We start from the raw sequence: 26,725 nt of genomic DNA on the forward strand, positions 1-26,725 counted from the left end.
AGGCTACTGCCCCAGCCGCTCCATCGTATGCAGCATCGGCTCCAGCGACACACTGATCAACCCGTCCAGCGGCCGGTTCAGCTCTTCAACCAGCAGGATCGTCGCCGCCGCGGATGCGGAGCACATCATCAGCACCACCACAATCGTGCCATTGCGCGGGGCGAACAAACCGAACGAGCCAAAGATGATCGACAGCCAGGTGATGAGAATCACCAGCATGACCGGCGGGATCGACTGGTTGGCTTGTAGCATCGTCAGCCAGCGGGCGGCGAACACGGCGTCCATCATCTGCAAGGCCGAAGCCTTGAGGGTGCGTTGACTGTCGGTGTCGGGGGCGAGCGCGGCGACTTGCTGTTGCAGGGCTTCGGAACGGCTGATCGCTTCGGGGCTGTCGAGCATGGCCAGTCGGGAGGAATCCCGGGATTGCAGGACTTGCACGATTTGCGCGTAGTTGTGCTTGAGCTGGGTGCGGATGGGTTGGGTTTGCGGGCCATAACGTGCCAGCAAACGGTCGAACTCGACCACTTTGGCCGCCGCGCCTTCCAGCTGTGCATTGGTGGTTTCGAACGTGCCTTTGGCCGAAGACACGAGCAGGCCCAGCACCAGCGCCGACATGGTGGCGATCAGGCCGGTGGCGAGTTTCAGGACGGCGACCGAATCGTCGCTCAGATGATGCGAAGGCAATCGCTGCCGCACGTACGAGCCCACCAAGGCACTGCCGAACAGGCAGGTGAACACGATCAGTGCGATCAGCAAATGATTCATTCGACCTCCGTTGACGCAACGCGGGACGGCGAGTTGACGGTAGCAGATGGTCTTGGACTTGCCACAGAGCCTGGTTCAACGAGCCCAACCTTTTCAGGTTGGGCTTTTCTATAAGCGATTTACTGATCCTTCTCGCAATTGACCATCCACGCCACGCCAAACCGGTCCACCAGCATCCCGAAACGCGCTGCCCAGAAGGTCGCCTCCAGCGGCATTTGCACCGTGCCATCTTCCGCCAGTGCGGCGAAGACGCGCTCGGCTTCGGCGATGCTGTCGACGTTCAGCGAGATCGAGAAACCGGCCATGTCGTCAGTGGGGCGGTCGGGGGTGGTGTCCGAGCCCATGATCGCCTGGTCACCCACTGACAGGCGGGTATGAATGATCAGGTTGTGGTAGTCCGCCTGGACGTGTTCCTTCGCCGGGGTTTCGCCGAAAGTCATCATGGCGTCGAGGGTGCCGGGCAGGGCTTTGGCGTAGAAAGTGAAGGCGGCTTTGCAGTCGCCGTTGAAGATCAGGTAGGGATTGATTTTCATTGTGTGCTCCCGGTAACCGAGTGGCGCTGGAGGCCAGGACGGCCTCCAGCTTCAATAGGGTTCGACCTCAAACAGCAAAGCGTTAGAGGCCGGGTTCTGCCGGGTTTGTTCAGACGTTTTTTCTATAGATCGGGCGCCGCTTATTGCTCGATCAATCGACGATGACGCGTTCTTTGCCAATGCAGATGGACAATTGCTGGCCGGCCTTGTTGAACGCGCAATAGGGGAGCGGCTTCTCTGTGTACTTGGCGAGAGGCACGCCGATAAAAAAGGCGCCCAGCAGGACAGCGGCGATGAATTGCACTGGCATTTGCGCTGGATCCGGTACGCGGTTTTTGAGTATTTCACGCGCGTAGAAACCGGTGCTGAGCACAATCACGCCGATGATCATAAAGGAGCCAATCTCATGTTCGCTGATGCTGTAGATCGCATTTCCTGTGTCGTTGTCCGGGTAGTTCAGTTGCCACCAGGCGCCGATGCCTATCATCACCAGGCCGGAGCCGATCCAGCCGTAGATCGCGCCGGGCAGGCGTAACAAAATCGCGACGATCAGTCCCAGCGTGGCCACGCCCCAGCCCATTAAATACAGCTCGGTGGCCATGCCTCCGCCCATGAAGGTGCCGCCGACATTGAGAGGCTTCATCAACTGCCAGTTGAAGAAAGCCACATGCAGAATCAAAACGAGTACAACGAGCCAGCAAACGGCGTGAAAGAGCCCTGAGACGAGGGTATTGCGGCGCGAGAACACACGAAATCCTTTTTGTGTTTTGAGGGGGCGCCAGTATGCCGTGGGTACTGGCACGTTGTATCGCCTCAAGCCACTGCGCGTGGCACCGAAGGCCGCAGCAAACGCTCGACAGCGCCACTCACCAGGTTTTCCAGCAGCTCATCTCGCTCCGCGTCACCCAGCGCATGCTGCGTCAGCCAACCGGGCGCGCTGTTGAGCAAATTCGCAATCGCGTGCCCGGCCGCCAATTGGCCCTGTTCGCTGAGCCGCAACTTGGGGCCCAGCATCTGCAACAACCGACGTTCATATTGCTCGCGCAGTTGCCGAACCCGTTGCTGCTGATCTTCATTCAGACAACCGCTGTCCCGCTCCGCCAGCCGGAAATGCCAGGGCATTTCCCGATGCAGATTCAGGTGCGCCTGAATCAGGTTGGGCAGCATGCCGCGTTTGGCTTTTTTATCCAGGCGCCCAAGCGTGGCCAACAACTCTTCGTAGAACTCTTCGATCAAGTCCGCCAGCAAGTGCTGCTTGCTCGGGTAATGGTGATACAGCGAGCCCGGGGCGAGCCCCAGGCAGGTGGCGAGTTCACGCATGCCGACCTGGCCGAAACCCTTGCTGGCGAACAGCTCCAGCACCTTGTCCCGGTATTCGGCAAAGCGTTCACAACGCTCAGGCATAGGCATGGAAGCCGCGCCCCGTTTTGCGTCCCAGGTAACCGGCGGCGACCATCTCCTTGAGCAGCGGCGCCGGGCGGTATTTGCTGTCATTGAAGCCGTCGTAGAACGCTTCGAGAATCGCCAGCACCGTGTCCAGGCCAATCAAATCCGCCAGGGCCAACGGGCCGATTGGCTGGTTGCAACCCAGGCGCATGCCGGCGTCGATGTCGTCGACGCTGGCCAGGCCTTCCTGAAACACCAGGATCGCTTCGTTGATCATTGGCACCAGGATCCGGTTCACCACGAAGCCCGGACGGTTGCCGGCGGTGATCGCGGTCTTGCCCAGCGTCGTGGCCATGTCCAGCGCCAGGGCGTGGGTCGCGTCGCTGGTTTGCAGGCCGCGAATCACTTCGATCAACCCCATCACCGGCACTGGGTTGAAGAAGTGCAGGCCGATGAAGCGTTCGGGCTGGCTGACGCTGGCGGCGAGTTGGGTAATCGATAACGAGGACGTGTTGGACGCGATCACGCACTCGGCGCTGACCTGCGCAGCAATCTGTTGCAGGACGCGCAGTTTCAGGTCGAGGTTTTCAGTGGCGGCTTCGATCACCAGTTGCACGTCTTCCAGGCTGGCGTAATCGGTGCTGGTGCGGATCTTGTCGAGGGCGGCGCGTTTCTGTTCTTCGCTCAACGTCGCCTTGGCGATCTGTCGATCAAGGTTCTTGCCGACGGTCGCCACTGCCTTTTGCAGGGCGCTCTCGCTGATATCGATCAGGGTCACACTGAAGCCCGCCACCGCGCAGACCTGCGCAATCCCGTTGCCCATGGTGCCCGCGCCAATCACGCCGATGTGTTGCAGATTCATGCTGGAAGTCCTTGCAATCAAACCCGTCGATACCTTGGCCGCCACAACAGCCGAAGGCGTACTATGGCCGCGAGTCTAGAGCGGGCAGGGCGCTTGTCCTATGCCACAACTGTTCAACGGCACTGGTGTTTTTTGCCAGTCAGGCAATGGGGAGCAAAGCGTTCACATGCGGGAAACGGATTCAGTGGCGGCCTACTTCGTGCGGGCGATGATCCATCGGCTGGCGGACAACCCCCAGCGCCTGACGGCGGTGCTGCAACAGGCCAATATCGACCCGGCGCTGCTCGACCAGCCCAGCGCCCGGGTGCCGGCCAGCGCCTTTGCCGCGTTGTGGCTGATCCAGATTCGCGAACTCGACGACGAATTCTTCGGCCTCGACCGCCACGGCATGCCGCCGGGCAGTTTCGCCCTGATCTGTCGAGCGTTGATTCAGGAACCCGACCTGCACAAAGCCCTGCGCCAATGCCTGGCCAACTTCGCCCTGTTCCTCAGCGACTTTCGCGGCACGCTGACCGTGCGCGGCAAACGTGCGGTGATCAGCCTGCAAACCGGCTCGACCGACAGCGATGTCAGCCGCCTGGGCGAAGAAACCTTCCTGGTCTTGATGATCAGCCTGCTGTGCTGGCTCGGCGGACGGCGCATCCCCATCGACCGCGCCGACTTTCGCCATGCCCGCGTCTCCCTCAGTGACGACCGTTTGCTCTGGGGCCCCAACCTGAGCTTCGGCGCCGAACGCACCGAAATCGAATTCGCCAGCCACTACCTGCGTCTGCCTGTGGTTCAAGACCTGGCCTCCTTGAAAGTGTTTCTACGCACCGCGCCGCAGTGGCTGGTGATCCGCTTCCGCAACCAGCACGGCCTCGCGTCCCAAGTTCATCAGCGCCTGCGCAACAGCCATTACAGCCTATGGCCGACCCTGCAAGCCTTCGCCCAGGAACAACACCTGAGCCCCAGCACCTTCCGCCGCAAACTGGAGCGCGAGGGCTGTTCGTATCAGGAGATCAAGGACGAAGTACGGCGCGGCGTGGCGTTTGAGCGGTTGCGTGAAAGCAGGGCGAGCATTGGGGATATTGCCGAGCAGCTGGGGTTTCAGGAGGCGAGTGCGTTTCACAGAGCGTTCAAGAAGTGGACGGGGGAGAGTCCGGGGCGGTATCGGGCGCGGTTTCAGGAAAGGACGCAGGAGGGGAATGGGTCTGATTCGGCGTGAATCCTATATTTGCCTCGATTGAGAGTTTTTCTGCAATTTCTGGAAACAGCCCATCCCCTCTAATAGCAGAGAGGGCTGTCTGTACTCCTTGGTCGAACCTCTGAATCAGTCAGTCCACGGAAACTGCTGCAGAATATAGCGAGGTTTACTTGAGCCAATTCGCTTGGCACTCAATGTCACATCGTAAGTTTTATAGAGATGTAGATTCATAGCATTGGGGTTTGGGAGATCTCTTGCAATCCCTCCGTAAATGACCAGTCCATCGGCAGTCTTAAATTCAAATGACCGCTTGTCTGGAAGCGCTCCAATAAACTCACCCGTGAACGTCTCTACCGTTTCCTGAATGTTATCCAGGTTCAGCCGAGCCTTGCTGCGTCGAACCTGCTCGCTATCAGTGAATTGAAACTGTTTGGTGCGGGTGGTCAGCGAGCAAGAAGCGTCGTAGCTGGAAAGCTTTCCCAAAAAGTCCGAAACGCTGGATATCGCTCTATCGGCAAGCCGTGAAACAGGCTCGGAGAGTTCTTCATCACTTTTGGTTGTGGCCTCCAACAATTCAGCCATCAGATCAATAGCGAGTGACACTGATGTCGTGCCCTCAATCTCAAGCTGCGCTTGCGCGGGTACTTCCTCCAGCTCGAACCCAAATGAACCCAAAGCGGTTCCCGTTATAAGTAATTGATTATTCGATCGGTTTGGAATGGGGCCTTTGTCGGCAAGCGTGCCGGAGATCGAAGCGGCAATGGTGGCAATAGCCTCGCTGAATGCCTGAGTCGCCGCAGCACCAAACTCGGCTAAAACGCCATGCGTCCCCCAAACAGGCGCTCCACGATAGGTAAGGATGACTTTTGCTGGTTGATAGGTGTCTTGGCTATTCGCCTCCAGATACGATTTTGCTTCATCTATCCGAGAGCGCATGGACATGGCAGAAAGCTTGCTCAGTCCAGGCTTTTCCAGCTGCTTCTCGAGGAAAAGAAGTTCTGCCGATTTATGCAGGTATTCATTCCTATTCATGAGCGAGCTCCTGTTTGCGAGCCTTCAACATGGCGAGTGCTTCTTGATCCTGCCGAGGAGCCAGGTCGACCCGTAGAAATCCCTTCCATTGCTTTGATCTTCGGTGGGACCACATGCTGTACCAGTACGATGCCATTTCTACCAAGCGCTCTGGCGCATCAGTGAGGGATTGAACATAAAAATCAACCTTGAACTGACTTTTTATGAAGGACTGATCCTCCCGTGTTGCTCCCAACAATCTTAGTTGATCCGGCTGCAGGCCATCGTAGAACTCGTCCCCCTCAAAAGTGAACGTAACGACATCGATGTCTCTGGGGGCACGTTGATCAGACAGCTCGATGTTCTCCGTGAAACTTCCATCCAGCCATTGGAAGCCTTCAGCCATGCCCATTCTGTGCAGCTCAGAACGGTGTAAGAGATAGCCTTCCAAAATAGCACATCGGTCCAGATTGCTCGCGAAGCGGTCTACGAACGCCAATAGATCAACCTCGTAGGGAGATCTGTCCATCCCGGCAGGATTATGCTCATTGATTGGGGGAATAAGTCCCTCTGGATTCCACTCAGGTATCAATCCCGGCCTCCTTGCATAGCGGTGTGATTGGCGACCGATCCTCATCCGGCTGCGTGTATGCGTCAAGCGAACAAACGTTACAGTTCTTTCGCTCTTTCCCCATCACCGAGCTGAAGTACCATGGCGCATCGCCGTCCGTCCCTGCCGAGCCTCTCCCCCATGCCAACCCTCACCCGTTTCGCCGCTCTGCTCGACCAGGCAAAACGCGCCTTGCAATTGGTCTGGGGCACCTCCCGCGGATTATTCCTCGGCCTGGTCCTGGCTACCCTGATTGCCGGCGTGCTCCCCGCACTGGCCGCCTGGCTCGGCCAACGCATCGTCGACGCGGTGGTGTTCGCCATGCAGTTGCATGCGCAGCAGGGCAGTGCGCCGTTGTGGCCGGTGGTGCGTTATGTGTTGTTTGAGGCGGGTGTGCTGGCGTTGTTGTCCGGGACGCAACGGGCGTTGTCGGTGCAGCAGTCGCTGTTGCGGGTGCAGTTGGGGCAGAAGGTCAACACGCTGATTCTGGAGAAGGCCCAGACGTTATCGCTGGTGCAGTTCGAGAACTCCGAGTTCTACGACAAGTTGGTGCGGGTGCGGCGCGAAGCTTCGACCCGGCCGTTGGCGTTGGTGATGAAGTCGTTGGGGCTGATCCAGAACCTGATTGTGCTGATCAGTTTCGGCGTGCTGCTGGTGCATTTTTCGCCGTGGGCGCTGGTGTTGCTGGTGGTCGGTGCGTTGCCGGTGTTTTTTGCCGAGGCGCATTTTTCCGGGGATGCGTTTCGGCTGTTCACCCGGCGCGCGCCGGAGAGTCGGCAACAGAGCTACATCGAAACGCTGCTGTCCCATGAGAGTTACATCAAAGAGGTCAAGCTGTTCGGCTTTGCGCCCTTGCTGTTGCAGCGTTATCGCGACACGTTCAAGCGGCTTTACGCCGAAGACAGACGCCTGACCTTGCGCCGCGATGGCTGGGGTTTTGTCCTTGGGCTGCTGGGCACCGGGGCGTTTTACCTGGCGTATGCCTGGGTCGTGGTCGACACCGTGCATGGCCAGATCACTCTCGGGCAGATGACCATGTACCTGGTGCTGTTCAAACAGGGGCAAACCGCCGTCAGCAGTAGCCTCAGTGCGATCAGTGGTCTGTACGAGGATGGCCTTTACCTGTCGGCCCTCTACGAATACCTGGCCGAACCGGTGGTCAGCGATACCGGCCATTTGACCGTGGGCGCGGTGCCCGGCGATGGGCTGCGTTTCGAGAACGTGGGTTTTCGTTATCCAGAGGCCAGTCGTGCGGCGCTGGAGGGCATCGACTTGCACCTGGTGCCGGGCCGAAGCGTGGCACTGGTGGGTGAGAATGGTTCGGGCAAGACCACGCTGATCAAACTGCTGACCCGGCTGTATCGCCCGGATCAGGGCCGTATCCTGCTGGACGGCAGCGACCTGCAAGACTGGGAAGAGGACGCGTTGCGGCGGCGTATCGGGGTGATTTTCCAGGACTACATTCGCTATCAGTTCTCCGTGGGGGAGAACATCGGCGTTGGCGACACCCTGGCCTTCGACGATGAACAACGCTGGAAAGAAGCGGCGGCCGAAGGCATGGCCGCGCCGTTTATCGAAGGGTTGGATCGCGGTTATGCCACGCAACTGGGACGCTGGTTTGCCGGGGGCCAGGAGCTGTCTGGCGGGCAGTGGCAGAAGATTGCCTTGTCCCGTGCCTACATGCGCCGTGATGCCGACATCCTGATCCTCGACGAACCGACCTCAGCCCTCGACCCGGCGGCGGAAGCGGCGGTGTTCGCGCATTTCAGCGAGCACACCCAGGGCCGCATGACGCTGCTGATCTCCCACCGTTTTTCCAGTGTGCGCAACGCCGACCACATCATCGTGCTGGATCAGGGCGCGATCCTGGAGCGTGGCGATCACGACAGCCTGGTGGCGGCGGGCGGGCGTTATGCGCAGCTGTTCGATTTGCAGGCGCGGGGTTATCGCTAGGCCTTGCGGGCACCTTGAGTAACTGTTGGCCCGGCGACCTGTGCCGGCTTGGCTTTCATCAGGTTGTCGATGGCCTGGCGATACTGACTGCCACCCAGGCTCATGCTGTTGTTGTGCGTGCCGCCGGGTATCAACAACAGGCGCTTCGGCTCGTTGGCGGCGTTGAACAACTGCTGGCTGAAGCGCGACGGCATGAATGCATCGGCCAGACCGTGGACCACCAGCAAGGGCATATCGATGTCGGTGATCTTGTCGATGGAATCGAATTTCTGCGACAGCAGCCAGCGCACCGGCAGGGATTTCACTGGCAGGTTTTCGTCGGCCACTTGCGCGACGGCATCCCCCAGCGTGGTGAAGGTGGATTCGATCACCAGCCCGCGCACCGGCACCGCGACGTGATCCTTTTTCGCCTGCGTGGCCAGGTCTGCCGCGAGGTCAATGGCCACCGCACCACCTAACGAGTGACCGTAGATCAGGCGTTTGTTCGGGTCCGGTTGCATCGCCTTGAAGCGCTCCCAGGCGACCCGGGCGTCTTCGTAGACGCTGGCTTCCGACGGCAGATCGCCCTTGCTCTGGCCAAACCCGCGGTAGTCGATGGCCAGCACCGAATAGCCCATGGCCCGCAATTGCTCGATGCGAAACGCCTGGCCGGTGAGGTTCCAGCGCACACCGTGCAAATAGAGGATCGACGGCGCATCAGGGCGCGCGGCCGGCCACCACCAGGCATGCAGGTTTTGATTGCCCTTGAAGCTGGCAGGCTTGATGTCGAACTCCTGAACGTCCTGCGGCAAGCCGCGATACCACCCGGCCGTGCCCGGCTCGATCCGAAACAGCAACTCGCGCTCTTTGTACTTGAGCACGCCGCAACTCGCCGGCAAACCGACAATTAGCAGCGCCATGCACAACGATGAAAACCAGCGCCGACGCAAGTGGCTCATGAGGGGAGTAAGCATCCAGCAGTCCAGTCGATCAGGGGAAAGCACGGGTTTTAACAGATGCGCGTGGGGGAGGGGAATTATTTCGATGGTCGTGTGTGTTGCAGGATCATTCGCCGCAAGTCCCCTGTAGGAGCGAGGCTTGCCCGCGAAGGCGTCGGGACAGTCAGCATCGATGTCGCCTGACACACCGCCTTCGCGGGCAAGCCTCGCTCCTACAAGTGAATTGGCGCAAAGCCATTCGTCTTTGCTTGTCTACTCGCTCAATAAAAAAGATTGAATAATCACACCAAATGTTATTTAAATAACAAAACAACAGCGCCGACGTCAGTCAGGCAAGCCGTATCAAGGTGGGATAGCAATGAGCAAGATCGCAGTCATCGGCAGCAATATGGTGGATCTGATCACCTACATCGACCGCATGCCGGCCCAGGGTGAGACGCTGGAAGCGCCGGGTTTTGCCCTCGGTTGCGGTGGCAAGGGCGCCAATCAGGCGGTGGCGGCGGCCAAGCTGGGGGCGGATGTGTTGATGCTGACCAAGGTCGGCGACGACATGTTTGCCGACAACACCCTGGCCAATTTCCAGCGCTTTGGCATCGACACCCGTTACGTGCAGCGTGTGCCCGGTGTGTCCAGCGGCGTGGCGCCGATTTTCGTTCAGGCCGATTCCCACAACAGCATCCTTATCGTCAAAGGCGCCAACGCCCATCTCGCCCCGGCGGATATCGACGCCGCCGCGCCAGCCCTGCGCGAGTGTTCGCTGATCGTGCTGCAGCTCGAAATCAATGTGGAAACCGTCTACCACGCCATCGAATTCGGTCGCGAACACAACATCCCGGTGCTGCTCAACCCGGCACCGGCCTTGGCGGGCCTGAGCCGTGAACACCTGGCGCAACTGGATTTCCTGGTGCCCAACGAGTCCGAACTGGCGCTGATCAGCGGCCAAACCGTCGACTCGCCTGAGTCCGCCTTGAAAGCCGCCAAGACCCTGGTCGCCAGCGGCATTCGCCACGTGATCGTGACCCTCGGCCAACAAGGCGCGCTGTACGTCGGCGAGGAGGGCGAGTTCCAGATTCCCGGCCTGCGCGTCAACGCCCGCGATACTACTGGCGCCGGCGATGCCTTCATCGGTTGCTTCATCCAGCACTGGAGCCGCGACCGCGATATCCGCGCCGCCATGACCCAGGCCGTGGCCTATTCCGCGTGCTCGGTCACCGGTCTCGGCACCCAGACTTCCTACCCGGACGCCAGCGCGTTCGCAGCATTCCAGCGCCCATTCGGCACCCTTTAAAACCCCACCCGGAGAACAACAATGACAAAGCCTCCGCTCCAACAGACGCCCGATGGTTTCTACCTGAACCGCACGCCGTGGTTCGCCTTCATCCTGCTGTGCAGCATCTTCGCGCTGTGGGCGGCGGCCGCGAGCATGAACGACGTGCTGATCGCGCATTTCAAGAAAGCTTTCCTGCTCAGCGATTTCCAGACTGCCTTCGTACAGTCGGCGTTTTACCTGGGCTACTTCTTCGTGGCGATCCCGGCGGCGCTAGTGGTTCGGCGTTTCAGCTACAAGACCACCATCCTCATCGGCCTGATGCTGTACATGTTGGGTTGCCTGTTGTTCTTCCCGGCAGCATCGACGGCCAAGTACGGCATGTTCCTGCTGGCGCTGTTCGTGATCGCGGCGGGGCTGTCGTTCCTAGAAACCGCGTGCAACACCTATTCAACGCTGATGGGCCCACGGGAAACCGGCACCCGGCGCCTGAACATCTCCCAGACCTTCCACCCGTTCGGCGCCATGGCCGGGGTGTATGTCGGCAGTTTCGTGATGTTCAAGGACACCGACGCCACCCGCGAGCAGCTCACGCAAATGAGCGCCTCGGACGCGGCGGTGCAGCAGCTGCAAATGATCCAGTCCACCTTGCTGCCGTACAAATGGATGATCGCGGTGCTGGTGCTGATGTTCATCCTGATCGCCATCACCCGGTTTCCGGCGTGTAAAGGCGTGCAGACCGCCAGCAAGAAAACCGTAAGCCTCGGCCAGAGCCTGTCGCGGCTGTGGGGCAACAAGCGTTTTACCTTCGGCGTACTGGCGCAGTTTCTCTACGTCGGCGCGCAAGTCGGGGTGTGGAGCTTCACCATTCGTCTGGCCATGCAATTGGGCGGGATGAACGAGCGCAGCGCCTCGTGGTTTTTGCTGACGACCTTCGCCGCGTACTTCATCGGCAAACTGATCGCCAACGTGCTGATGCGCAAACTGCACCCGGCCAAGGTGCTGGCGGTGTATGGCGTGCTGTGCATTGTGTTGCTGGCCTACACCATCCTGGTGCCGAACATCACCGCGGTGTATGCAGCGGTCGGCGTGAGCGTGTTCCTCGGCCCGTGCTGGCCGACCATTTATGGCCTGACCATCGATGGCCTCGGTGAAGACACCGGCGTCGGCGGTTCGCTGCTGGTGATGAGCATTGTCGGTGGCGGGGTGATTCCGATCTTCCAGGGCCTGCTCTCCGATTACAGCGGCGGCAATATGCAACTGGCCTACAGCGTGCCGTTGCTGTGCTTCATCGTGATCGTCGCCTACGCGGTGCGCTGCCTGCGTCATTCCGCCAGCGAACGGGCACCGGTGGGTGCGGCGGTGACCTCATGAACACGCGGATCAATCTCTATCCGGCGCTGTTTGGCGAGGCGCCGAAGGTACTGGTGAAATCAGAGCGTTTCACCGTCAGCGCCAGCATCTATCCCAGCGGCGTATTGGCGCTGGAACTGACCAACAGCCGTGGAAAACTGGTGGTGCTGCCGTATCAGGGCCAGATGATCTGGGATGCGGTGTTCGACGGCTGCGACCTGACCATGAGCAACCTGTTCAGCCAGCCCAAACCGAGCCCGACGGTAATTGGCACCTACGGCTGTTTCATGTTCCACAGCGGCCTGCTGCGCAACGGTTGTCCGACGCATGAGGACGACCATCCGCTGCACGGCGAAATGCCCTGTGCGGCAATGGATCGCGCCTGGTTGGAAGTCGGTGAAGACAGCGCCGGCCCCTTCCTGCGATTGGGCGGTGAATACGAATATGCGCAGGGGTTTGGCGACCGCTACCTCGCCAGCCCGAGCGTCACTTTGCGTGCCGATTCGGGGCTGTTCGATATCGCGATGACCGTGACCAACCTGGCCGGCAAACCCATGGACCTGATGTACATGGCCCACATGAATTACGCCTACGTCGAAGGCGCACGGTTTATCGAGCCGTTGGGATTCGAGAAGGTGCGCCTGCGCAGCAGCGTGCCGGCCCACGTCAAGCCGACACCGGCCTGGAGCCGCTACATGGAGCAGTTGGCCTTGGAGCCGGAGCAGTTCCGCTGCCTGGATCAGCCGGAGCTTTACGACCCGGAGATCGTATTTTTCTTCGACGGCGTAAAGGCCGATGCCAACGGCGATGCACATTTCCTGCTGAGCCACCCGGACGGTGCTGCGTTCTACACCCGTTATCGCCCCGACCAGTTCGACCACGCTGCACGCTGGATCCTGCACAACGCCGATCAGCAAGTGGCGGCGTTTATCTTGCCCGCCACTTGCGAACCGGAAGGCTATCGCGCCGAATCCGCCAAGGGCCATGTGCGCGCCTTGGCGGCGGGGGAGACGGCGGCGTTCAAGGTCACCACCGGTTATCTGAATCAGGCCGAGCAACAAGCCTTGATCAGATAATCAACTGTGCGCCGCTGGCCTCGATGGCATCGCGGTAAGCCTTGGGGATTTTCTTGTCGCTGACCACGTACTGGAAATCCTCAAGGGCGGCGAAATGCGCGGTGCGCACGGTGTCGAACTTGCTGTGGTCGGCCAGCAACAAGCGCTGTTGCGCCTGGCGCAGGACCTTCTGCTTGACCTCCACTTCATTGAAATTGAAGCAGGTCACGCCGAAGTCCTGGCTGACCCCGGCGGCGGAGACGAAGGCCCAGGTCAGGCGCACGCTGTCGAGGATGCCGAATTCGGTCTGGTTCTCGAACACCTGATTCTTGCGGTGGAAGGTGCCGCCGCAGACCACGATGTGGCAGTTGGGCTTTTGCGAGAGTTTGAGCAGCACGTTCAGGGAGTTGCACACGGCGGTGAATTCGAGCTCGTCGGGGATGAAATCCACCACGAATGGCGTGGTGGTGCCGCAATCGAAAAACACCGTGTCGCCGGGCTGGATAAAGCGTGCGGCGAGTTTGCCGATGCGGCGTTTTTCCTCGACGTGGCGGGTGTCCTGCTCGGCCACGCGGTAATCGCCCGGTTCGTTGCCGTCGTGGATCTTGGTGATGTAGCCGCCGAGCAGGCGCAGGTGGTCGGTGTACTTGGTCAGGTCGCGGCGCAGGGTCATCTCCGACACGTCCAGCAACGCGGCCATTTCGCGCAGGTGAATGGCGCTCTGGTCTTGCAGGGCTTGTTGAATCAGCTTGAGACGCTCGGCTTTTTTACTGTCCACAGGCATTCCGGGGTTGATTGTTGATGTTATTTAAGTAACATTAATTGTGAGTTTTGTAACGTTTTTGCGCAAATGATCCTCGATTGTGGCGCAGGGGCATTTGAATATACAAACAGGAGTTTTTTGCGATGGCCCATCTCCCACCCCAGGCACTGGCGCAGTACATCGATCACACCTTGTTGGCGCCGGACGCCAGCCGCGAACAAATCACTACTCTGTGCCGAGAGGCCGCAGAGCATGGTTTCTATTCGGTGTGTGTGAATTCCGGGCAAGTGCCTCTTGCCGCGCAGAGCCTGGCAGGCCACAACGTCAAAGTCTGCGCGGTGATCGGCTTCCCGCTGGGCGCCGGTTTGAGTGACACCAAGGCCTTCGAAGCCGAGCGGGCGATTGCCGCCGGCGCTGGCGAGATCGACATGGTGTTGAACATCGGCTGGCTGAAGGACGGCTTGTTCGCCGAGGTGCAGGACGACATTGCCCAGGTCAAACAAGCTTGCGGCAGCGTGCCGTTGAAAGTGATCCTGGAAACTTGCCTGCTCACCGACGCCGAGAAAGTGAAGGCCTGCGAAATCTGTCGCGAGCTGAACGTCGCGTTCGTCAAGACCTCCACCGGTTTTAGCCGCAGCGGCGCCACCGTCGAAGATGTCGCGCTGATGCGCCGCACCGTGGGCGCGGACATCGGCGTCAAGGCTTCGGGCGGCGTGCGGGATTACCCGACCGCACTGGCGATGATCGAGGCCGGCGCCACCCGTCTGGGCAGCAGCTCCGGCATCGCGATCATCGGTGGCGCGCAGTCGGCGGGCGAGGGTTACTGATCCATTTTCAAAACGATCTTGCCGATGTGATCGCCGGCTTCCATCCGCGCATGGGCTTGCGAGGCGTCGGTGAACGGGTAGACCTTGTCGATCATCGGCAAGCAACGCCCGGCCGACAGCACCGGCCACACGTATTCGTACAGGCCCTGGGCGATGGCGGCTTTTTCTTCCTTTGTACGTGAGCGCAGCAGGGAGCCGGTGATGATCGCGCGCTTGGCCATGATCGCCAGCAGGTCGACACCGTCGGCATGGGCGCCGCCGAGGAAGCCGAGCATCACCAGCCGACCTTCCATGGCCAGGGCGGCCACGTTGCTGTTGAAGTACGAGCCGCCCATGATGTCGAGGATTACATTCACCCCTTTGCCGGCGGTTTTTTCGGCGATGACCTGGGCGAAATCCTGATCGCGGTAGTTGATCGCCTTGGCCCCCAGCTTACGGATCACGTCGCACTTTTCCTCGCTGCCGGCGGTGGCGAATGCCTCGACACCGAACTCGCGGCAGAGCATCAACGCCGTGGTGCCGATGCCGCTGGTACCGCCGTGGATCAACGCGCGTTGGCCTTTGCTGGCGCCGCCCATTTCAAACAGGTTGGCCCAGACCGTGAAGAAGGTTTCCGGGATGGCGGCGGCTTGAATCCAGTCCATGTCATCGGGAATCGGCAGGGTCTGGCTGGCCGGGGCCACGCAATACTGCGCGTAGCCGCCGCCGTTGGTCAGGGCGCAGACCTTGTCGCCCAACACAAACTCACTGACCCCTTTGCCGATGGCGACCACTTCACCCGCCACTTCCAGGCCGGGGATCGGGCTCATGCCGGGTTTCATCGGGTACTTGCCGGCGCGCTGGATCACGTCGGGGCGATTGACCCCGGCGGCGTGGACGCGGATCAGCACTTCACCGGCGGCGACCGTGGGCATCGGCACGTCTTTCGGTTGCAGGACCTCAGGGCCACCGGGTTGGGTGATTTCGATGAGGGTCATGGTTTGGGGCAGGGTCATTTTTGGGTTCCTGTTGGGGAAGGTGGTTATCAGGTGGGACCGTGAGTTGTGGTCGAAGATCAAAAGATCGCAGCCTCGTTGCTCTCGACAGCGCCTACAGGGGGAGGGTTGCGATCTTTGATCCTGGCGATTAACCGCATCGCCAATTCCAAAACCAATGCCACCACAATGGCCCCGCAGGCAATGACAAACAACAACGCATGATGCCCGCCACTGGCGTTGAAAATCGCCGAATAGGCAAACCCGGTCAGGGCCTGGAGCGTGGCAAACGACACCGTGGCGCGGCTCCAGGCGATTTGTTGTTGATGATGGTTGGGCACCAGTTCATGCACCCGAGCCAGCGCCAGCGGCACGATGCCCGGCGGGAATGAACCGAGGATCACCGCCAGAAGCGCCAAGCCCAGGAATGAGCTGCAAGCTGCCAGCAAAGCAAGGGCAATCGCCTGCACCACCAGCACAATCCGAATGCTCAACCGTGCGCCGAGTTTGTCGGCGAGAAAACCATAGCTCACCGGCCCGACAATCGCCCCCAGGCCATACATGACCCAGATCAGCGCACCTACATGCGCCCCGGCGCCGAGGCCGCGAGCGACGAAGTCCACCAGGAACACCATCGCCGGCACCAGCCCGGCCGCCATGAAAGCGTACTGGGCGAACAACAGGTAAAGGGCTGGCGGGGTTGGTGACTTCACGCTGTCGCTGTTCACCGGTGCCGCGTGTTGCGGCGCGGTGGTCGGCCAGCCAAACCAGCTCGCGGCGGTCAGCACCAGGGCCAGCAAACCCAGGCCGAACCAGGTGTTCTGCAAACCCAGGCTCAACAGCGGCGGCACAATCGTCCCCGAACCGGCAATGCCCAGACCGATGCCGAGAAAAATCGCACCGCTGGCCAAGCCCCGACGGGACACCGGCACATGAGGCAACACGGTCGCCGCCACCAACACCATGATCGCGCCACCGGCCACCCCAGACAGCAAGCGCCAACCGAAGAACCAGCTCACCGACAACGCAAAGCCACACACAAAAAACGACAGCGTCACCGCGAGCATCATCAGGCGCAGGGCGCTGCTGTTGCCCATGCGGCGCGCCAGTGGATGACCGATCAGCGCGCCGATCAGGTAACCGACGAGGTTGGCGGCACCGAGGTACACCACGTCATTGGCGGAAAACCATTGCGCCTGGATCAACGCTGGAATCAGCGGCGTGTAGGCAAAACGCGCCAGGCCAATGCTGACCAGGCTGGCGCAGAGGCCGGCGAAGATCGGCAGCCAGATCGCGCTGGGGCGGGTGGTTGATGTGCTGTGCATGAGAGTGGTCCTGTGAGGTTATCTCTGGCCTCCAGCCTATCGAGGTTTATTGATGCAGTAATGCAGCGATTTCGCGCTACAGTGATGCGTATATGCAGCGGCAGGGGAACGTTATGAATTGGGATGATGCGCGAGTGTTTCTGGCGGTGTGCCGTGAATCGACATTGCGCGGCGCGGCGCGGGTGCTGGGGGTCGATCAGGCCACGGTCGGGCGGCGGGTCACGGCGCTGGAGAAGTCCCTGAGCGCGACGTTGTTCCTGCGGACCTCCGAAGGTTATGCGCTGACGGCGGTGGGCGAAGCGGCGTTGCAGGCCGTGGAAAAAATGGAGGTGTCGGCGTTGGAGTTGCAGCGGCAAATCCAGGGTTTGGATGACCGGCTGACCGGGACCGTGCGCGTCAGTACCACCGATTCATTGGCGATCGATTTCCTGATCCCGGCGATTGCCCGGTTGCACGACAAACACCCGGATGTACGGGTGCAACTGGACGCGTCCACGCAAATGATCAGCCTGGCCAAGCGCGAAGCCGACATCGCGGTGCGCAACGCCCGGCCGGACAACCCGGACCTGATCGCCCGACGCATCGCCCGTTGGCCGGTGGGGCTGTTTGCTTCCCAAGGCTATGTGGACGCCCATGGCGTGCCCGAGCCGGGTTCGGCGTTTGAAGGGCATGATCTGGTGGTGTACCAGCCGTATCTGGCGGGCAACAAAGAAATGACCCTGGTTTCGGAACCGCTGACCCGTGGGCGGATTGTTTCAAGTTTGGGGTCTGGGTTGCTGGTGCGTCGATCCATCGCCGCGGGGATCGGGGTGGGCGAGATTCCGGTGTACATGGGCGAGCGGGATGGGCTGGTGCGGTTATGGCCGGAGCGTACGCGGCCGGTGCCCTATGACGTGTGGCTGGTGACCCATGCGGATCTGCGGCATACGGCGCGGGTGAGGGCGGTGATTGATGAAATCGTCGCCGGGTTTTCCGGCACGGGTGATTAATCGTTGGCAGACACAAAACCTGTGGCAAGCCCCCTCGCCACAGGTGTTGTAGTCGCCGCGACTTTACCTCAGCTGAGGATCATGGCATTTGCGGCAGTTCCTGCGGCCGCAAGTCAAACACCAACACTTCGGCATCCACGCCATTGCTCAAGCTCAACAGCTGCTCATCCCGAACCCGCAAGCCATCGCCTTCCTGCAGTTGCATGCCATTGAGTTCAACGCTGCCGCGCGCCACATGCACATAAGCGTAACGATTGGCCGCCAGTTCCAGCGTCGCGCTTTCCTTGCCGTCGAACAGCCCGGCATACACCCGGGCATCCTGACGCACCGTCAGAGAACCCTTGGCCCCGTCCGGGGAGATGATCAGTTGCAGGCGCCCACGTTTTTTCTGGGTGCTGAAGTGCTCTTGCTGATAACGCGGTTTGGCGCCGCTGACCTCAGGCACGATCCAGATTTGCAGGAAGTGCACGCCACGGGTGGCCGAGTGGTTGTACTCGCTGTGCGCCACGCCGCTGCCGGCGCTCATCAATTGCACATCGCCAGGGCGGATCACCGAACCGGTGCCCAGGGTGTCCTTGTGTTCCAGCGCGCCTTCGAGCACATAGGAGAAGATCTCCATGTCCCGGTGCGGGTGCTGGCCAAAGCCTTTGCCCGCCGCCACGCGGTCATCGTTGATCACCAACAGGTCGGAAAAACCCTGCTCTTTCGGGTTGCGATAGTTGGCGAAGGAAAAGGTGTGGAACGACTTCAACCAACCGTGATTGGCCGCGCCGCGATCCGAGGCTTTGCGAAGGGTCAGCATCATGAAATCTCCTGTCAGGACGTGAATTCGTCCGAGTGAGGAGAAGGTTAATAGTTACTGGCGGATGCAATAAGTAGATGAAAATTGAAATACTGTCCCTCTCAGGTTGACAGTTTTGTGGGGCCGTTCACGTAATCTCCCCCGACACAACCGCCACACTTGGCCATAATGCCAACCACACAACCGCGTAGCAGCAAAGCTTGCTCGCGAAGGCGGCCTGACATTCACCAATGATGTTGGCTATCAGACCGCGTTCGCGAGCAAGCTTCGCTCCTACAGGGGATGGCGGTGTTAACAGGTAGCGGGAATATTCTCTTTTTATGACTTCGATGATGTTGAACCCATGAAAACCGTGGCAATGGTGCTGTTCCCCAACTTTCTGCTGCTCGACATGGCCGGGCCGATGGAGGTGTTTTCCATCGCCAACCGTTATCTGCCACCGGACGATCACTACGTGTTGTCGATGATCGGTACCGAGCACGGTCCGTTGCGCGCATCCAACGGCGTCAACGTCCAGGCCGACGTGCACATCGATCAGGCCAGCGAACGCTATGACCTGTTGCTGATCCCCGGCGGCCCCGGCGCCTACAACGAAAAACCCCAACCCTTGCTGGCCTGGTTGCCGGGGGCCGTGGCCCGCGCCGGACGTTATGGCTCGATCTGCACCGGGGCCTTCATGCTCGGGCATGCCGGGTTGCTCGACGGTTTCCGTGTGACCACCCACTGGCACTACACCGAACGCCTGATCAAGGGCTTTCCGAAGGCGAAGGTCGAGACCGATCAGATCTACGTCGAGGACCGCAACCTGATCACCTCCGGCGGCGTCACCGCCGGCATCGACCTGGCATTAGCGGTCGTCGCCCAGGACCATGGCAAAAAAGTTGCCCAGGACGTGGCCAAGGTGTTGCTGGTGGTGATGAAACGCCAGGGCGGGCAGGCGCAGTTCAGTCCGTTGATGGCCACCGTCGCACCTCACGAAACGCCGATCACCCGCGTGCAGAACTACGTGCTTGAACACCTCGATGAAGCCTTCAGCATCGAACGCATGGCGAGCCTGGCGAACATGAGTTCACGCCACTTCGCCCGGCTGTTTGCCCGGGAAGTGAACATGACACCCATGGAATTCCTGCAAAGCGCGCGCATCGACCACGCCCGGCAACTGCTGGAAACCAGCGACGCGCCGCTCAAGACCGTGGCCTATAAAAGCGGCTTCGGCAGCGTGCGTCATATGCGCTTTCTATTCAGCGAGAAACTCGGATTGACCCCCGCGCAGTACCGCGAACAGTTCAGCTAGAGCTGTTGTGTCCGTTCTGCGCACCGTGATGTCCGTAACGCTCCCTGTGCAGTCGTTGTACGTTCATCGAGGCCTGCCAAGATACCGGTGAACTCTTTGCGATGGAGATGCAGGAGCCTGGTTGGACGTGTGCGATGGACCTTTCAGTACCTTGAGCCCAACCCGGTCTTCAGCACGTAAACGTGCATGAACAGCCTTACAGATCTAAACAGCGATGCGGTGCTGCGATTCGGCCCCTACGCGTTTCACTTGAGCCAACGGCTGATCCTGGAAGGGGATCGGCCGCTGCGCATGGGCGGGCGGGCGCTGGACATTTTGCAGGTGCTGGTCGAGCGTGCCGGGCAGGTGGTCAGCAAGGACGAATTGATCGCCCGGGTCTGGCCGACGTCGGTGGTCGAAGAGATCAACCTGCGGGTGCACATTGCGGCTTTGCGTCGGGCGCTGGGCGATGGCCAGAACGGCCAGCGCTACATCGTCAACATTCCCCAGCGCGGCTACAGTTTCATCGCCCCGGTGCTGCGGGCGCAGGAAGGTACGCTGGTGTTCAGCGACAGCGTGCACCCACCCCTGCACAACCTGCCGGCGCGGCTGACGCCGGTTACCGGTCGAGACTCGATCGTCGGCAGCGTCGTGCGCCAGTTGCCGGTGCGCCGCTTCATGACGCTGGTCGGCCCGGCCGGTGTCGGCAAGACCACCGTGGCGTTGCGCGTCGGCGAGTTGCTGTTGCAGCACTATCGCGATGGAGTCTGGTTGATTGACCTGACGCGCATTGACGATCCGGCGCAGGTGGTCGATCACCTGACGCATACCCTGGCCTTCGACACAGGTTTGAGCTCCCGGCATGCCTTGCTGGTGCTCGATAACTGCGAGCACCTGCTCGAATGTTGTCGCACGCTGGTCGAGGACTTGCTGGCCACGGCGCCACGTCTGTCGATCCTCGTCACCAGCCGCGAACCCCTGCAAGCCCTGGACGAAACCGTGTTGCGCCTGCCACCCCTGACCGTGCCGCCGGCGTCGGCGTTGTACAGCGTGGCTGAGGCAATGGGCTATTCGGCGGTGCAACTGTTTGTCAGCCGCGCCCGCGCCCGGCAGCAGGGTTTCACCTTACGCGAACAAGACCTCAAAGCCGTGCGCGACATCTGCCGCCGACTCGACGGGTTGCCGCTGGCCATCGAACTGGCCGCTGCACACATCGACGCCTTGGCGCTGGTGGGCCTGCAAGCGCAACTGGACAACTGCTTCCAGTTGCTGACCCAGGGCCGGCGCACCGCCGTGCCGCGCCACCAGACTCTCAAGGCTGCGCTGGACTGGAGCTACGAGCGCCTGAGCCCGCTGGAGCAAAGGGTGTTGCAGCATCTGGCGGTGTTCAAAATGGCCTTCACCCTCGACGCGGCGATTGGCGTGATCAGTAGTGCGGTGTTGCCGCCCATGCACCTGTTGGCCATGGTCGAACAACTGGCGCGCAAATCGCTGCTGGCGGTCGAAGAGGTCAACGGCACACCGCGTTATCGCTTCCTCAACACCACACGCACCTATGCCCTGGAGAAACTCGAAAACAGTGGCCACCTGCACGCGCTGGAACTCAGTCATGCGCACTACAACAGCCGGGCGCGCTGGATCTCAGGGGCGCAATTGCCCGTCGAGCTCATCGAGTAGGCGCCTGACTTTCGTCAGGTCTGGCGTGGCAAAACCCTCAGTGAACCGCCCATAGATCGGCGCCAGCAGCTCATAGGCTCGCCGGCAATGCCCCTGACGCTGCCAAAGCTGCGCCAGCGACGTCGCGCTGCGCAGCTCCCAGGCCAGTGCGCCTTGATCCTTCGCCACCGCCAAGGCTTTGAGCAGCACGGCTTCGGCCTCGTCCGGGCGCTTTTCGCTGAGCAGCGCATCGCCTCGGGCCCGAAAAATCTCTGCCGTGCTCCAACCCGCCGCGCCACTTTCCGCCCGCGCCAGCAGGGCCTCATCCGCAACGCCTGCGTTGAGCGTCAGCATGATCTCTTTGACCAACCCGGCATTCGGCTGCGCGGGCAGCGGCCCCTCGACACCTTCGATCACCTGCGCGTATTGCCGCGCCCAGTTGTAAAACAGCAGCACCGAATGCTTCTGCGCCTGCTCCAGCAACAGACGCAGGAGGTCGCGGGCGGTAACGCTGTCGCCGTTGTACTGGGCGATCACGCACCCGGCCAGCGCCAGGGTGTAGCAGATCGACGTGCCGTGGTTGATCTGCAGCGCAATGTCCAGCGCCTGGCGCGCGGTACGCCAGGCTTGTTCCGGGTGGCCTTGCAGCCAGAGGATGCGCGCCAGAATGGTCAGGGCGGCGACGCTCTGGTCGTACTGCACGCCAAAACCGTGGGTGAAGCGGTTGAGGTGGCCGCTCTGGGTCATGCGCTGGATGACCTGCTCGGCGTTGTCCCGCGCCCGTGGCTGATCCCCGGAAAAGTGCTGGGCCAGCACCTGCAAACGGTGGGTGCTGAGCGACAACAGTGGGTCGCCCTGTACACCCAATTGATCGAACTGGCGGCTTTGCTCCAGGGCCATCTGGTAGTTGCCGCAACACAGATTGACCGCCATGTGCCCGGACACCGCCCGCAACTGACCGGCGACATCGTTGCAGCGTTCGGCCAGGGTCCGGGCGCTGACGAAGGCGTCGACGGTTTCGGCGGTGCCGCCCTGGGCGTGGTAGCAGGAACTGCCCAGGGCAAGCTTGAGGGCGATGGTCAGGTGAGGGCAGGGCTCGGCGGCGGCTTCGAGCAAGGCCAGGGCCCGGCGCACGTACACGCCGTGTTCCTTGAGCAGCGACAGTTCCTGCCACAGCGGCATCGACGTGGCGGTCAGACGGATCGCCAGCGCCTGCGGCCCGTTAGCGTGCAAGCCCCATTCGAGGGTGACGCGAATGTCTTCCAGGCTTCGGGCGTAACGCTCGATCCACAGGTGCGTTGGGGTTTTCTCCCAGTCGTCCTGGGCCTGGTCCATCAAAGCCAGGCAGCGCTTGGCATGCCGTTGCCGAGTGTCCGGCAGTTCGCCGGCCAGATGCAGTTTTTCCAGGGCGTAGCTGCGGGTGGTGTCGAGCAGGCGATAGAACACCTCTTCGTCGCCGACCTCCACGTTCAGCAAGGACTTGGCCACCAGTTGGGTGATCGAGGCAAACACTACGTCAGGCTCGATGTGCTCACCGATGATCACCGCCGCCGCAGACTCCAGGGTGAAACTGTCCCTGAAAATCCCCAGGCGGCGCAGGCAGGTTTGCTCGCAGGCACTGAGCAGTTCGAAGCTCCAGTCCAGCGTTGCGCGCAAGGTCTGGTGACGGCCCAACGTGGCCTGACTGCCTTGGGTCAGCAGGCGAAAACTGCCTTGCAGTTGCGTGTGCAAACCACTGATGCCGAGGTGGGCGACTTGCGCCGCCGCCAGTTCGATGGCCAGCGGAATGCCGTCCAGACGCTGGCAAATCTCAATCGCCAGGGGCAGTTCCGCATCGCTCAATTCGAAACTGTCGTGGCTGGCCATCGCGCGCTCGACGAACAATTGCAGCGCAGAAAAACTCAGGGCCTGGGCGCGATCCAGCACCGCGATCGGCGGCGGGCAGTCGAGGGATTCCAGGCGCTGCACGTACTCACCTTCGGCCCGCAGGCTCTCGCGACTGGTGGCCAGGATATGCACCTGCGGCGCACTGCGCAGAATGCTTTCACAGAGCAGCGCAATCGCATCGATCAGGTGTTCACAGTTATCGATCACCAGCAGCATCTGCCGCTCGCGCAGGCAGGTCGCCAGATCGCGCATCGGCTCGCCGTCGTGCAGGACCAGGTTCAGCAGCGTGGCCAGGTGCGCGGTGATCATCGCCGGGTCAGTCAGCGGGGCGAGGTCCAGCAGGCGAATGCCGTCGCGGTAGTGTCCGATCAGTTGCTCGGCCACCCGCAGGGCCACGGTGGTCTTGCCGATACCGCCGGGGCCGACCAGGGTAATGAAACGCTGGCGGGCCAGGTGCGTGACCACACTGTCCACCAGCGGCTGCCGGCCGATCAGGCGGGTGCGGCGCACCGGCAGGTTATGCCGTTGTGGCTCGAGCGCATTGGGATGTCGTGCGATGGACTCCAGGGAAAACGGCGCGACAAAACTGTACCCACGCTGGGCCACGGTGACGATATAGCGCTGCCCCGCCTGACCGTCCCCCAATGCCTTGCGCAACGCCGCCATGTGCACGCGCAAATTGATGTCTTCGACCACGCTTTTGGGCCAGACCCGGGCGATCAATTGCTGCTTGCTGACCACGTTCCCGGCGTGTTCCAGCAGGATCAACAGAATGTCCATGGCGCGCCGACCCAGGCGCAGGGGCTGGTCGCCTTCCAGGATCAGACGCTGTCCGGGATAGATCCGGTAAGGGCCGAACTGCACGGCCTGTTCGGGGGAAAGGGTCAACGGGTCACTCCTGCTTGCATCCGTCTAGTACGCGGTTTTCCGAGCATATTCCTCAGGATTGTCCGGCAGTGCAATGAGGGTTCTACTGACTGTCAGGTGTTCGCTGTGACTGACGCGTTGCCGCTGTCGGTGCGCGCTGCGTATTTATTGGGCGCGAGTGTGACAAACAGGGCGGCGCCGCGCCGGGTACGGCGGTGAAAATTAACAACGTTTAACTCGTCGCAAGTCACGTCTACGCCCAAAACTCTAGCGCTTCAAGTCCAACGAAGACCTTCGTCTTCGCGTTGTAAAAGGAATGGACACTTCTGGAGGATGCCGGCATGAGCGATGTGGTGGTGGTCTATCACAGTGGCTACGGGCACACCCGGGTCATGGCCGAAGCCGTGGCCCTGGGCGTGGAACGGCACGTGGGCAGCACCTGCCGGCTGATTTCGGTGGAGGACGTGGACACCCAGTGGGAGCGTCTGCACCGGGCCGACGCGATCATCTTCGGCGCCCCGACCTACATGGGCAGCGCCTCGGCGTCCTTCAAGCACTTCATGGAAGCCACCTCGGCGTTTTACCTGGCCCAGCCGTGGCGCGACAAGCTCGCCGCCGGGTTCACCAATTCCGGGTGCCTGTGTGGCGACAAGCTCAACACCTTGCTGCAGATGGCGGTGTTCGCCGCCCAGCATTCGATGATCTGGGTCGGCCTCGACTTGTTGCCCGCACGCAGCAGCACCGGCCTGTTCGACGGGCAACTCAATCGCCTCGGCAGCTCCCTCGGTGCCATGGCCCAGTCGAATGTCGAGCAATCCCCCGACGACGCGCCACCGCCCGAAGATCGCCGCACCGCCGCGCACCTGGGCGAGCGAGTCGCACGCCTGGCTGAGCGCCTGCATCATTCACCGCTTTGATCCATCTACCCAAAAAAGGAGCACGCCACATGAGCACATTCACCACCCGCGACGGCACCGAGATCTACTACAAGGACTGGGGCACCGGTCAGCCCGTCGTCTTCAGCCACGGCTGGCCGCTGAACGCCGACAGCTGGGAAGCGCAGATGATCTTCCTGGCGTCCAAGGGTTATCGGGTCATCGCCCATGATCGCCGGGGTCATGGCCGTTCGAGCCAGCCGTGGGACGGCAATGACATGGACCACTACGCGGACGACCTGGCGCAACTGATCGAGTTGCTGGACCTGAAGGATGCGGTGCTGTTCGGCTTCTCCACCGGCGGCGGCGAAGTGGCGCGTTACATCGGCCGCCACGGCACGGGCCGGGTGGCGAAAGCCGGGCTGATTTCCTCGGTGCCACCGCTGATGCTCAAGACCGAAGCCAACCCTGGCGGCCTGCCGCTCGAGGTGTTTGACGGGATTCGTCAGGCGTCATTGGTCGACCGTTCGCAGGTGTACAAAGACCTCGCCGCCGGCCCGTTCTTCGGCTTCAACAAACCGGACGCCAAGCCTTCCCAGGGCATGATCGACTGGTTCTGGCTGCAGGGCATGAGTTCCGGCCACAAGAACGCCTACGACTGCATCAAGGCGTTCTCGGAAACCGACTTCACCGAGGATTTGAAGAAGTTCGACGTGCCGACCCTGGTGGTGCATGGGGATGCGGATCAGGTGGTGCCGATTGAAGCAGCGGGGATTGCTTCGGCGCGGCTGGTGAAGGGCTCGACGCTGAAGGTGTACCCGGGCGCGCCCCATGGTCTGACCGATACCCATAAGGATCAGCTCAACGAAGATCTGCTGGCGTTCCTCAAAGCCTGATTTCGGGCTCTTGCAGGAGCATGGCTTGCCCGCGATGGCGTTCCTGAGGTCGCCATCGCGAGCAAGCTTTGCTCCTACAAAAAAGCGTTGAAGGCCGGGGCGCGCACCACCTTGCACCGCCACGCAAACGGGTTGATCCCTTCGCTGCGGGTGAAGATGTGGCAAAAATGCGCTTGATCGCAAAATCCGCATTCCAGACTAATCTGCGTCAGGGTCAGGTCGGTGTCGCGAATCAATTGCTTGGCTTTGGCGATGCGCTGGCAACGAATCCAGTCCTGTGGTGACAACCCCGTGCTGCACTTGAACGCGCGGGAAAAATGACTGCGCGACAACGCGCAGGCATTCGCCAGTTCGGTCACTTCCAGGCTGTCGCTCAGGCGTTCGAGGATCAGTTGCTTGACCAGGTTTTCGCGCCAGGGAGCGAGGCCGCCGGTGCTGGTTTTTTGCGGCGACGTGGCGGACGCCCTGACGGCGTAATGCTGAACATGGGCCATGACAAAGTTCCGTGTCGGTGGGAATGCGCGGGCGCACTGCACGGTGGATCAGCACCTTCCCTTTTGCAGAAAGCAGGTGTGTGCAGTGGGCTTCATTCTTGGCCGCGGGGCGTTGGCAGGCGAGTTAAACGTTGTTAATTCCTTGCCCGGTTTTTTGCGAGAACCGCGCTAACTCAGC

25 protein-coding genes are annotated in these 26,725 nt (G+C 61.1%); 11 read left to right on the forward strand and 14 right to left on the reverse strand.

Annotated elements, in window-relative coordinates:
* Positions 1-3 precede the first annotated feature (3 nt).
* The 5 genes from ACY4LX_RS13150 to ACY4LX_RS13170 all read right to left on the reverse strand — a co-directional run bounded on the left by ACY4LX_RS13150 (position 4) and on the right by ACY4LX_RS13170 (position 3,546).
* Positions 4-765: a bestrophin-like domain gene (locus ACY4LX_RS13150; protein ID WP_149658754.1), complete on the reverse strand. Its 762-nt coding sequence runs from the start codon at positions 763-765 to the stop codon at positions 4-6.
* A 119-nt stretch (positions 766-884) separates the two neighbouring features.
* Complete coding sequence (locus ACY4LX_RS13155) at positions 885-1,298, reverse strand: VOC family protein (RefSeq protein ID WP_463260136.1); 414 nt, start codon at positions 1,296-1,298, stop codon at positions 885-887.
* A 151-nt stretch (positions 1,299-1,449) separates the two neighbouring features.
* Positions 1,450-2,046, reverse strand: a complete 597-nt coding sequence (locus ACY4LX_RS13160; protein WP_463260137.1) for a hypothetical protein — start codon at positions 2,044-2,046, stop codon at positions 1,450-1,452.
* Positions 2,047-2,111: 65 nt separating this feature from the next.
* Positions 2,112-2,708, reverse strand: coding sequence for a TetR/AcrR family transcriptional regulator (locus tag ACY4LX_RS13165; protein WP_463260138.1), 597 nt, complete (start codon positions 2,706-2,708; stop codon positions 2,112-2,114).
* Entirely contained in the window at positions 2,695-3,546 is an 852-nt protein-coding gene (locus ACY4LX_RS13170; protein ID WP_463260139.1) for a 3-hydroxybutyryl-CoA dehydrogenase, read from the reverse strand. The genes ACY4LX_RS13165 and ACY4LX_RS13170 overlap by 14 nt, the downstream gene beginning before the upstream one ends.
* 166 nt (positions 3,547-3,712) lie before the next feature.
* Between ACY4LX_RS13170 and ACY4LX_RS13175 the strand changes: the two genes are divergently transcribed.
* Positions 3,713-4,753: an AraC family transcriptional regulator gene (locus tag ACY4LX_RS13175; RefSeq protein WP_463260140.1), complete on the forward strand. Its 1,041-nt coding sequence runs from the start codon at positions 3,713-3,715 to the stop codon at positions 4,751-4,753.
* A gap of 105 nt (positions 4,754-4,858) precedes the next feature.
* On the opposite strand, the gene ACY4LX_RS13180 is transcribed toward ACY4LX_RS13175, so the two are convergent.
* Together ACY4LX_RS13180 and ACY4LX_RS13185 are read right to left on the reverse strand one after the other, a co-directional pair.
* Entirely contained in the window at positions 4,859-5,764 is a 906-nt protein-coding gene (locus ACY4LX_RS13180) for a hypothetical protein (RefSeq protein ID WP_463260141.1), read from the reverse strand.
* Entirely contained in the window at positions 5,757-6,335 is a 579-nt protein-coding gene (locus ACY4LX_RS13185; protein WP_463260142.1) for a DUF6932 family protein, read from the reverse strand. The genes ACY4LX_RS13180 and ACY4LX_RS13185 overlap by 8 nt, the downstream gene beginning before the upstream one ends.
* Positions 6,336-6,494: 159 nt before the next feature.
* Between ACY4LX_RS13185 and ACY4LX_RS13190 the strand changes: the two genes are divergently transcribed.
* Entirely contained in the window at positions 6,495-8,306 is a 1,812-nt protein-coding gene (locus ACY4LX_RS13190; protein WP_463260143.1) for an ABC transporter ATP-binding protein, read from the forward strand.
* On the opposite strand, the gene ACY4LX_RS13195 is transcribed toward ACY4LX_RS13190, so the two are convergent.
* Positions 8,303-9,259 carry an alpha/beta hydrolase gene (locus ACY4LX_RS13195; protein WP_463260144.1) on the reverse strand — a complete coding sequence of 319 codons (957 nt, stop codon included), beginning with the start codon at positions 9,257-9,259 and terminating at the stop codon, positions 8,303-8,305. The two genes, ACY4LX_RS13190 and ACY4LX_RS13195, sit on opposite strands and share 4 nt — an antisense overlap.
* Positions 9,260-9,602: 343 nt before the next feature.
* Here ACY4LX_RS13195 and rbsK point away from each other — a divergent pair, with 343 nt between their 5' ends.
* Genes rbsK through ACY4LX_RS13210 form a run of 3 tightly spaced genes read left to right on the forward strand, consistent with a single transcriptional unit; the run spans position 9,603 to position 12,940 of the window.
* Positions 9,603-10,532, forward strand: coding sequence for a ribokinase (gene rbsK / locus ACY4LX_RS13200; protein WP_463260145.1), 930 nt, complete (start codon positions 9,603-9,605; stop codon positions 10,530-10,532).
* Positions 10,533-10,553: 21 nt separating this feature from the next.
* Positions 10,554-11,885, forward strand: a complete 1,332-nt coding sequence (gene fucP / locus ACY4LX_RS13205) for an L-fucose:H+ symporter permease (RefSeq protein WP_463260146.1) — start codon at positions 10,554-10,556, stop codon at positions 11,883-11,885.
* Positions 11,882-12,940, forward strand: coding sequence for an aldose 1-epimerase family protein (locus tag ACY4LX_RS13210; protein WP_463260147.1), 1,059 nt, complete (start codon positions 11,882-11,884; stop codon positions 12,938-12,940). Before fucP ends, ACY4LX_RS13210 begins: the two co-directional genes overlap by 4 nt.
* Here ACY4LX_RS13210 and deoR read toward each other — a convergent pair.
* The gene (deoR, locus tag ACY4LX_RS13215) at positions 12,933-13,697 is read right to left on the reverse strand and encodes a DNA-binding transcriptional repressor DeoR (protein ID WP_149658743.1); all 765 of its coding nucleotides are present in this window, start codon (positions 13,695-13,697) and stop codon (positions 12,933-12,935) included. The two genes, ACY4LX_RS13210 and deoR, sit on opposite strands and share 8 nt — an antisense overlap.
* 128 nt (positions 13,698-13,825) lie before the next feature.
* Here deoR and deoC point away from each other — a divergent pair, with 128 nt between their 5' ends.
* Positions 13,826-14,509: a deoxyribose-phosphate aldolase gene (gene deoC / locus ACY4LX_RS13220; protein WP_463260148.1), complete on the forward strand. Its 684-nt coding sequence runs from the start codon at positions 13,826-13,828 to the stop codon at positions 14,507-14,509.
* Here deoC and ACY4LX_RS13225 read toward each other — a convergent pair.
* Entirely contained in the window at positions 14,503-15,504 is a 1,002-nt protein-coding gene (locus ACY4LX_RS13225; protein WP_463260149.1) for an NAD(P)H-quinone oxidoreductase, read from the reverse strand. The genes deoC and ACY4LX_RS13225 overlap by 7 nt on opposite strands.
* A gap of 59 nt (positions 15,505-15,563) precedes the next feature.
* Positions 15,564-16,808 (reverse strand): YbfB/YjiJ family MFS transporter, encoded by a 1,245-nt coding sequence (locus tag ACY4LX_RS13230; RefSeq protein ID WP_463260150.1) that lies wholly within the window; start codon positions 16,806-16,808, stop codon positions 15,564-15,566.
* Between the two features lie 113 nt (positions 16,809-16,921).
* Here ACY4LX_RS13230 and ACY4LX_RS13235 point away from each other — a divergent pair, with 113 nt between their 5' ends.
* Entirely contained in the window at positions 16,922-17,797 is an 876-nt protein-coding gene (locus tag ACY4LX_RS13235) for a LysR family transcriptional regulator (protein ID WP_149658739.1), read from the forward strand.
* A gap of 79 nt (positions 17,798-17,876) precedes the next feature.
* Here the strand turns inward: ACY4LX_RS13235 and ACY4LX_RS13240 are convergent, their stop codons facing one another.
* Complete coding sequence (locus tag ACY4LX_RS13240) at positions 17,877-18,599, reverse strand: pirin family protein (RefSeq protein ID WP_463260589.1); 723 nt, start codon at positions 18,597-18,599, stop codon at positions 17,877-17,879.
* Between the two features lie 343 nt (positions 18,600-18,942).
* Between ACY4LX_RS13240 and ACY4LX_RS13245 the strand changes: the two genes are divergently transcribed.
* Both ACY4LX_RS13245 and ACY4LX_RS13250 read left to right on the forward strand, forming a co-directional pair.
* Positions 18,943-19,893: a GlxA family transcriptional regulator gene (locus ACY4LX_RS13245; RefSeq protein ID WP_463260151.1), complete on the forward strand. Its 951-nt coding sequence runs from the start codon at positions 18,943-18,945 to the stop codon at positions 19,891-19,893.
* 186 nt (positions 19,894-20,079) lie between these two features.
* Positions 20,080-21,549, forward strand: coding sequence for an ATP-binding protein (locus ACY4LX_RS13250; RefSeq protein ID WP_463260152.1), 1,470 nt, complete (start codon positions 20,080-20,082; stop codon positions 21,547-21,549).
* On the opposite strand, the gene ACY4LX_RS13255 is transcribed toward ACY4LX_RS13250, so the two are convergent.
* Complete coding sequence (locus ACY4LX_RS13255; protein ID WP_463260153.1) at positions 21,514-24,303, reverse strand: ATP-binding protein; 2,790 nt, start codon at positions 24,301-24,303, stop codon at positions 21,514-21,516. The two genes, ACY4LX_RS13250 and ACY4LX_RS13255, sit on opposite strands and share 36 nt — an antisense overlap.
* 320 nt (positions 24,304-24,623) lie before the next feature.
* Here ACY4LX_RS13255 and ACY4LX_RS13260 point away from each other — a divergent pair, with 320 nt between their 5' ends.
* On the forward strand, positions 24,624-25,199 hold the full coding sequence (locus ACY4LX_RS13260; protein WP_463260154.1) for a flavodoxin family protein: 576 nt from the start codon (positions 24,624-24,626) through the stop codon (positions 25,197-25,199).
* A 29-nt stretch (positions 25,200-25,228) separates the two neighbouring features.
* Positions 25,229-26,053, forward strand: coding sequence for an alpha/beta fold hydrolase (locus ACY4LX_RS13265; protein WP_463260155.1), 825 nt, complete (start codon positions 25,229-25,231; stop codon positions 26,051-26,053).
* Between the two features lie 74 nt (positions 26,054-26,127).
* Here ACY4LX_RS13265 and ACY4LX_RS13270 read toward each other — a convergent pair whose 3' ends face one another.
* The gene (locus tag ACY4LX_RS13270) at positions 26,128-26,547 is read right to left on the reverse strand and encodes a helix-turn-helix domain-containing protein (RefSeq protein WP_463260156.1); all 420 of its coding nucleotides are present in this window, start codon (positions 26,545-26,547) and stop codon (positions 26,128-26,130) included.
* Positions 26,548-26,725 lie beyond the last annotated feature (178 nt).

The sequence above is a fragment of the Pseudomonas sp. Emmai genome, from assembly GCF_055179735.1.

Excerpts from the sequence above, each read along its gene's own strand:
- ACY4LX_RS13170 (WP_463260139.1), bottom strand. The coding sequence starts at position 3,546 with ATGAATCTGCAACACATCGGCGTGATTGGCGCGGGCACCATGGGCAAC.
- ACY4LX_RS13195 (WP_463260144.1), bottom strand. The coding sequence starts at position 9,259 with ATGCTTACTCCCCTCATGAGCCACTTGCGTCGGCGCTGGTTTTCATCG.
- ACY4LX_RS13150 (WP_149658754.1), bottom strand. The coding sequence starts at position 765 with ATGAATCATTTGCTGATCGCACTGATCGTGTTCACCTGCCTGTTCGGC.
- ACY4LX_RS13230 (WP_463260150.1), bottom strand. The coding sequence starts at position 16,808 with ATGCACAGCACATCAACCACCCGCCCCAGCGCGATCTGGCTGCCGATC.
- ACY4LX_RS13165 (WP_463260138.1), bottom strand. The coding sequence starts at position 2,708 with ATGCCTATGCCTGAGCGTTGTGAACGCTTTGCCGAATACCGGGACAAG.
- ACY4LX_RS13260 (WP_463260154.1), top strand. The coding sequence starts at position 24,624 with ATGAGCGATGTGGTGGTGGTCTATCACAGTGGCTACGGGCACACCCGG.
- ACY4LX_RS13175 (WP_463260140.1), top strand. The coding sequence starts at position 3,713 with ATGCGGGAAACGGATTCAGTGGCGGCCTACTTCGTGCGGGCGATGATC.
- ACY4LX_RS13210 (WP_463260147.1), top strand. The coding sequence starts at position 11,882 with ATGAACACGCGGATCAATCTCTATCCGGCGCTGTTTGGCGAGGCGCCG.
- fucP (WP_463260146.1), top strand. The coding sequence starts at position 10,554 with ATGACAAAGCCTCCGCTCCAACAGACGCCCGATGGTTTCTACCTGAAC.
- ACY4LX_RS13155 (WP_463260136.1), bottom strand. The coding sequence starts at position 1,298 with ATGAAAATCAATCCCTACCTGATCTTCAACGGCGACTGCAAAGCCGCC.
- ACY4LX_RS13240 (WP_463260589.1), bottom strand. The coding sequence starts at position 18,599 with ATGCTGACCCTTCGCAAAGCCTCGGATCGCGGCGCGGCCAATCACGGT.
- ACY4LX_RS13190 (WP_463260143.1), top strand. The coding sequence starts at position 6,495 with ATGCCAACCCTCACCCGTTTCGCCGCTCTGCTCGACCAGGCAAAACGC.
- ACY4LX_RS13235 (WP_149658739.1), top strand. The coding sequence starts at position 16,922 with ATGAATTGGGATGATGCGCGAGTGTTTCTGGCGGTGTGCCGTGAATCG.
- ACY4LX_RS13225 (WP_463260149.1), bottom strand. The coding sequence starts at position 15,504 with ATGACCCTGCCCCAAACCATGACCCTCATCGAAATCACCCAACCCGGT.
- deoC (WP_463260148.1), top strand. The coding sequence starts at position 13,826 with ATGGCCCATCTCCCACCCCAGGCACTGGCGCAGTACATCGATCACACC.
- ACY4LX_RS13265 (WP_463260155.1), top strand. The coding sequence starts at position 25,229 with ATGAGCACATTCACCACCCGCGACGGCACCGAGATCTACTACAAGGAC.
- ACY4LX_RS13180 (WP_463260141.1), bottom strand. The coding sequence starts at position 5,764 with ATGAATAGGAATGAATACCTGCATAAATCGGCAGAACTTCTTTTCCTC.
- rbsK (WP_463260145.1), top strand. The coding sequence starts at position 9,603 with ATGAGCAAGATCGCAGTCATCGGCAGCAATATGGTGGATCTGATCACC.
- ACY4LX_RS13270 (WP_463260156.1), bottom strand. The coding sequence starts at position 26,547 with ATGGCCCATGTTCAGCATTACGCCGTCAGGGCGTCCGCCACGTCGCCG.
- ACY4LX_RS13245 (WP_463260151.1), top strand. The coding sequence starts at position 18,943 with ATGAAAACCGTGGCAATGGTGCTGTTCCCCAACTTTCTGCTGCTCGAC.
- ACY4LX_RS13250 (WP_463260152.1), top strand. The coding sequence starts at position 20,080 with ATGAACAGCCTTACAGATCTAAACAGCGATGCGGTGCTGCGATTCGGC.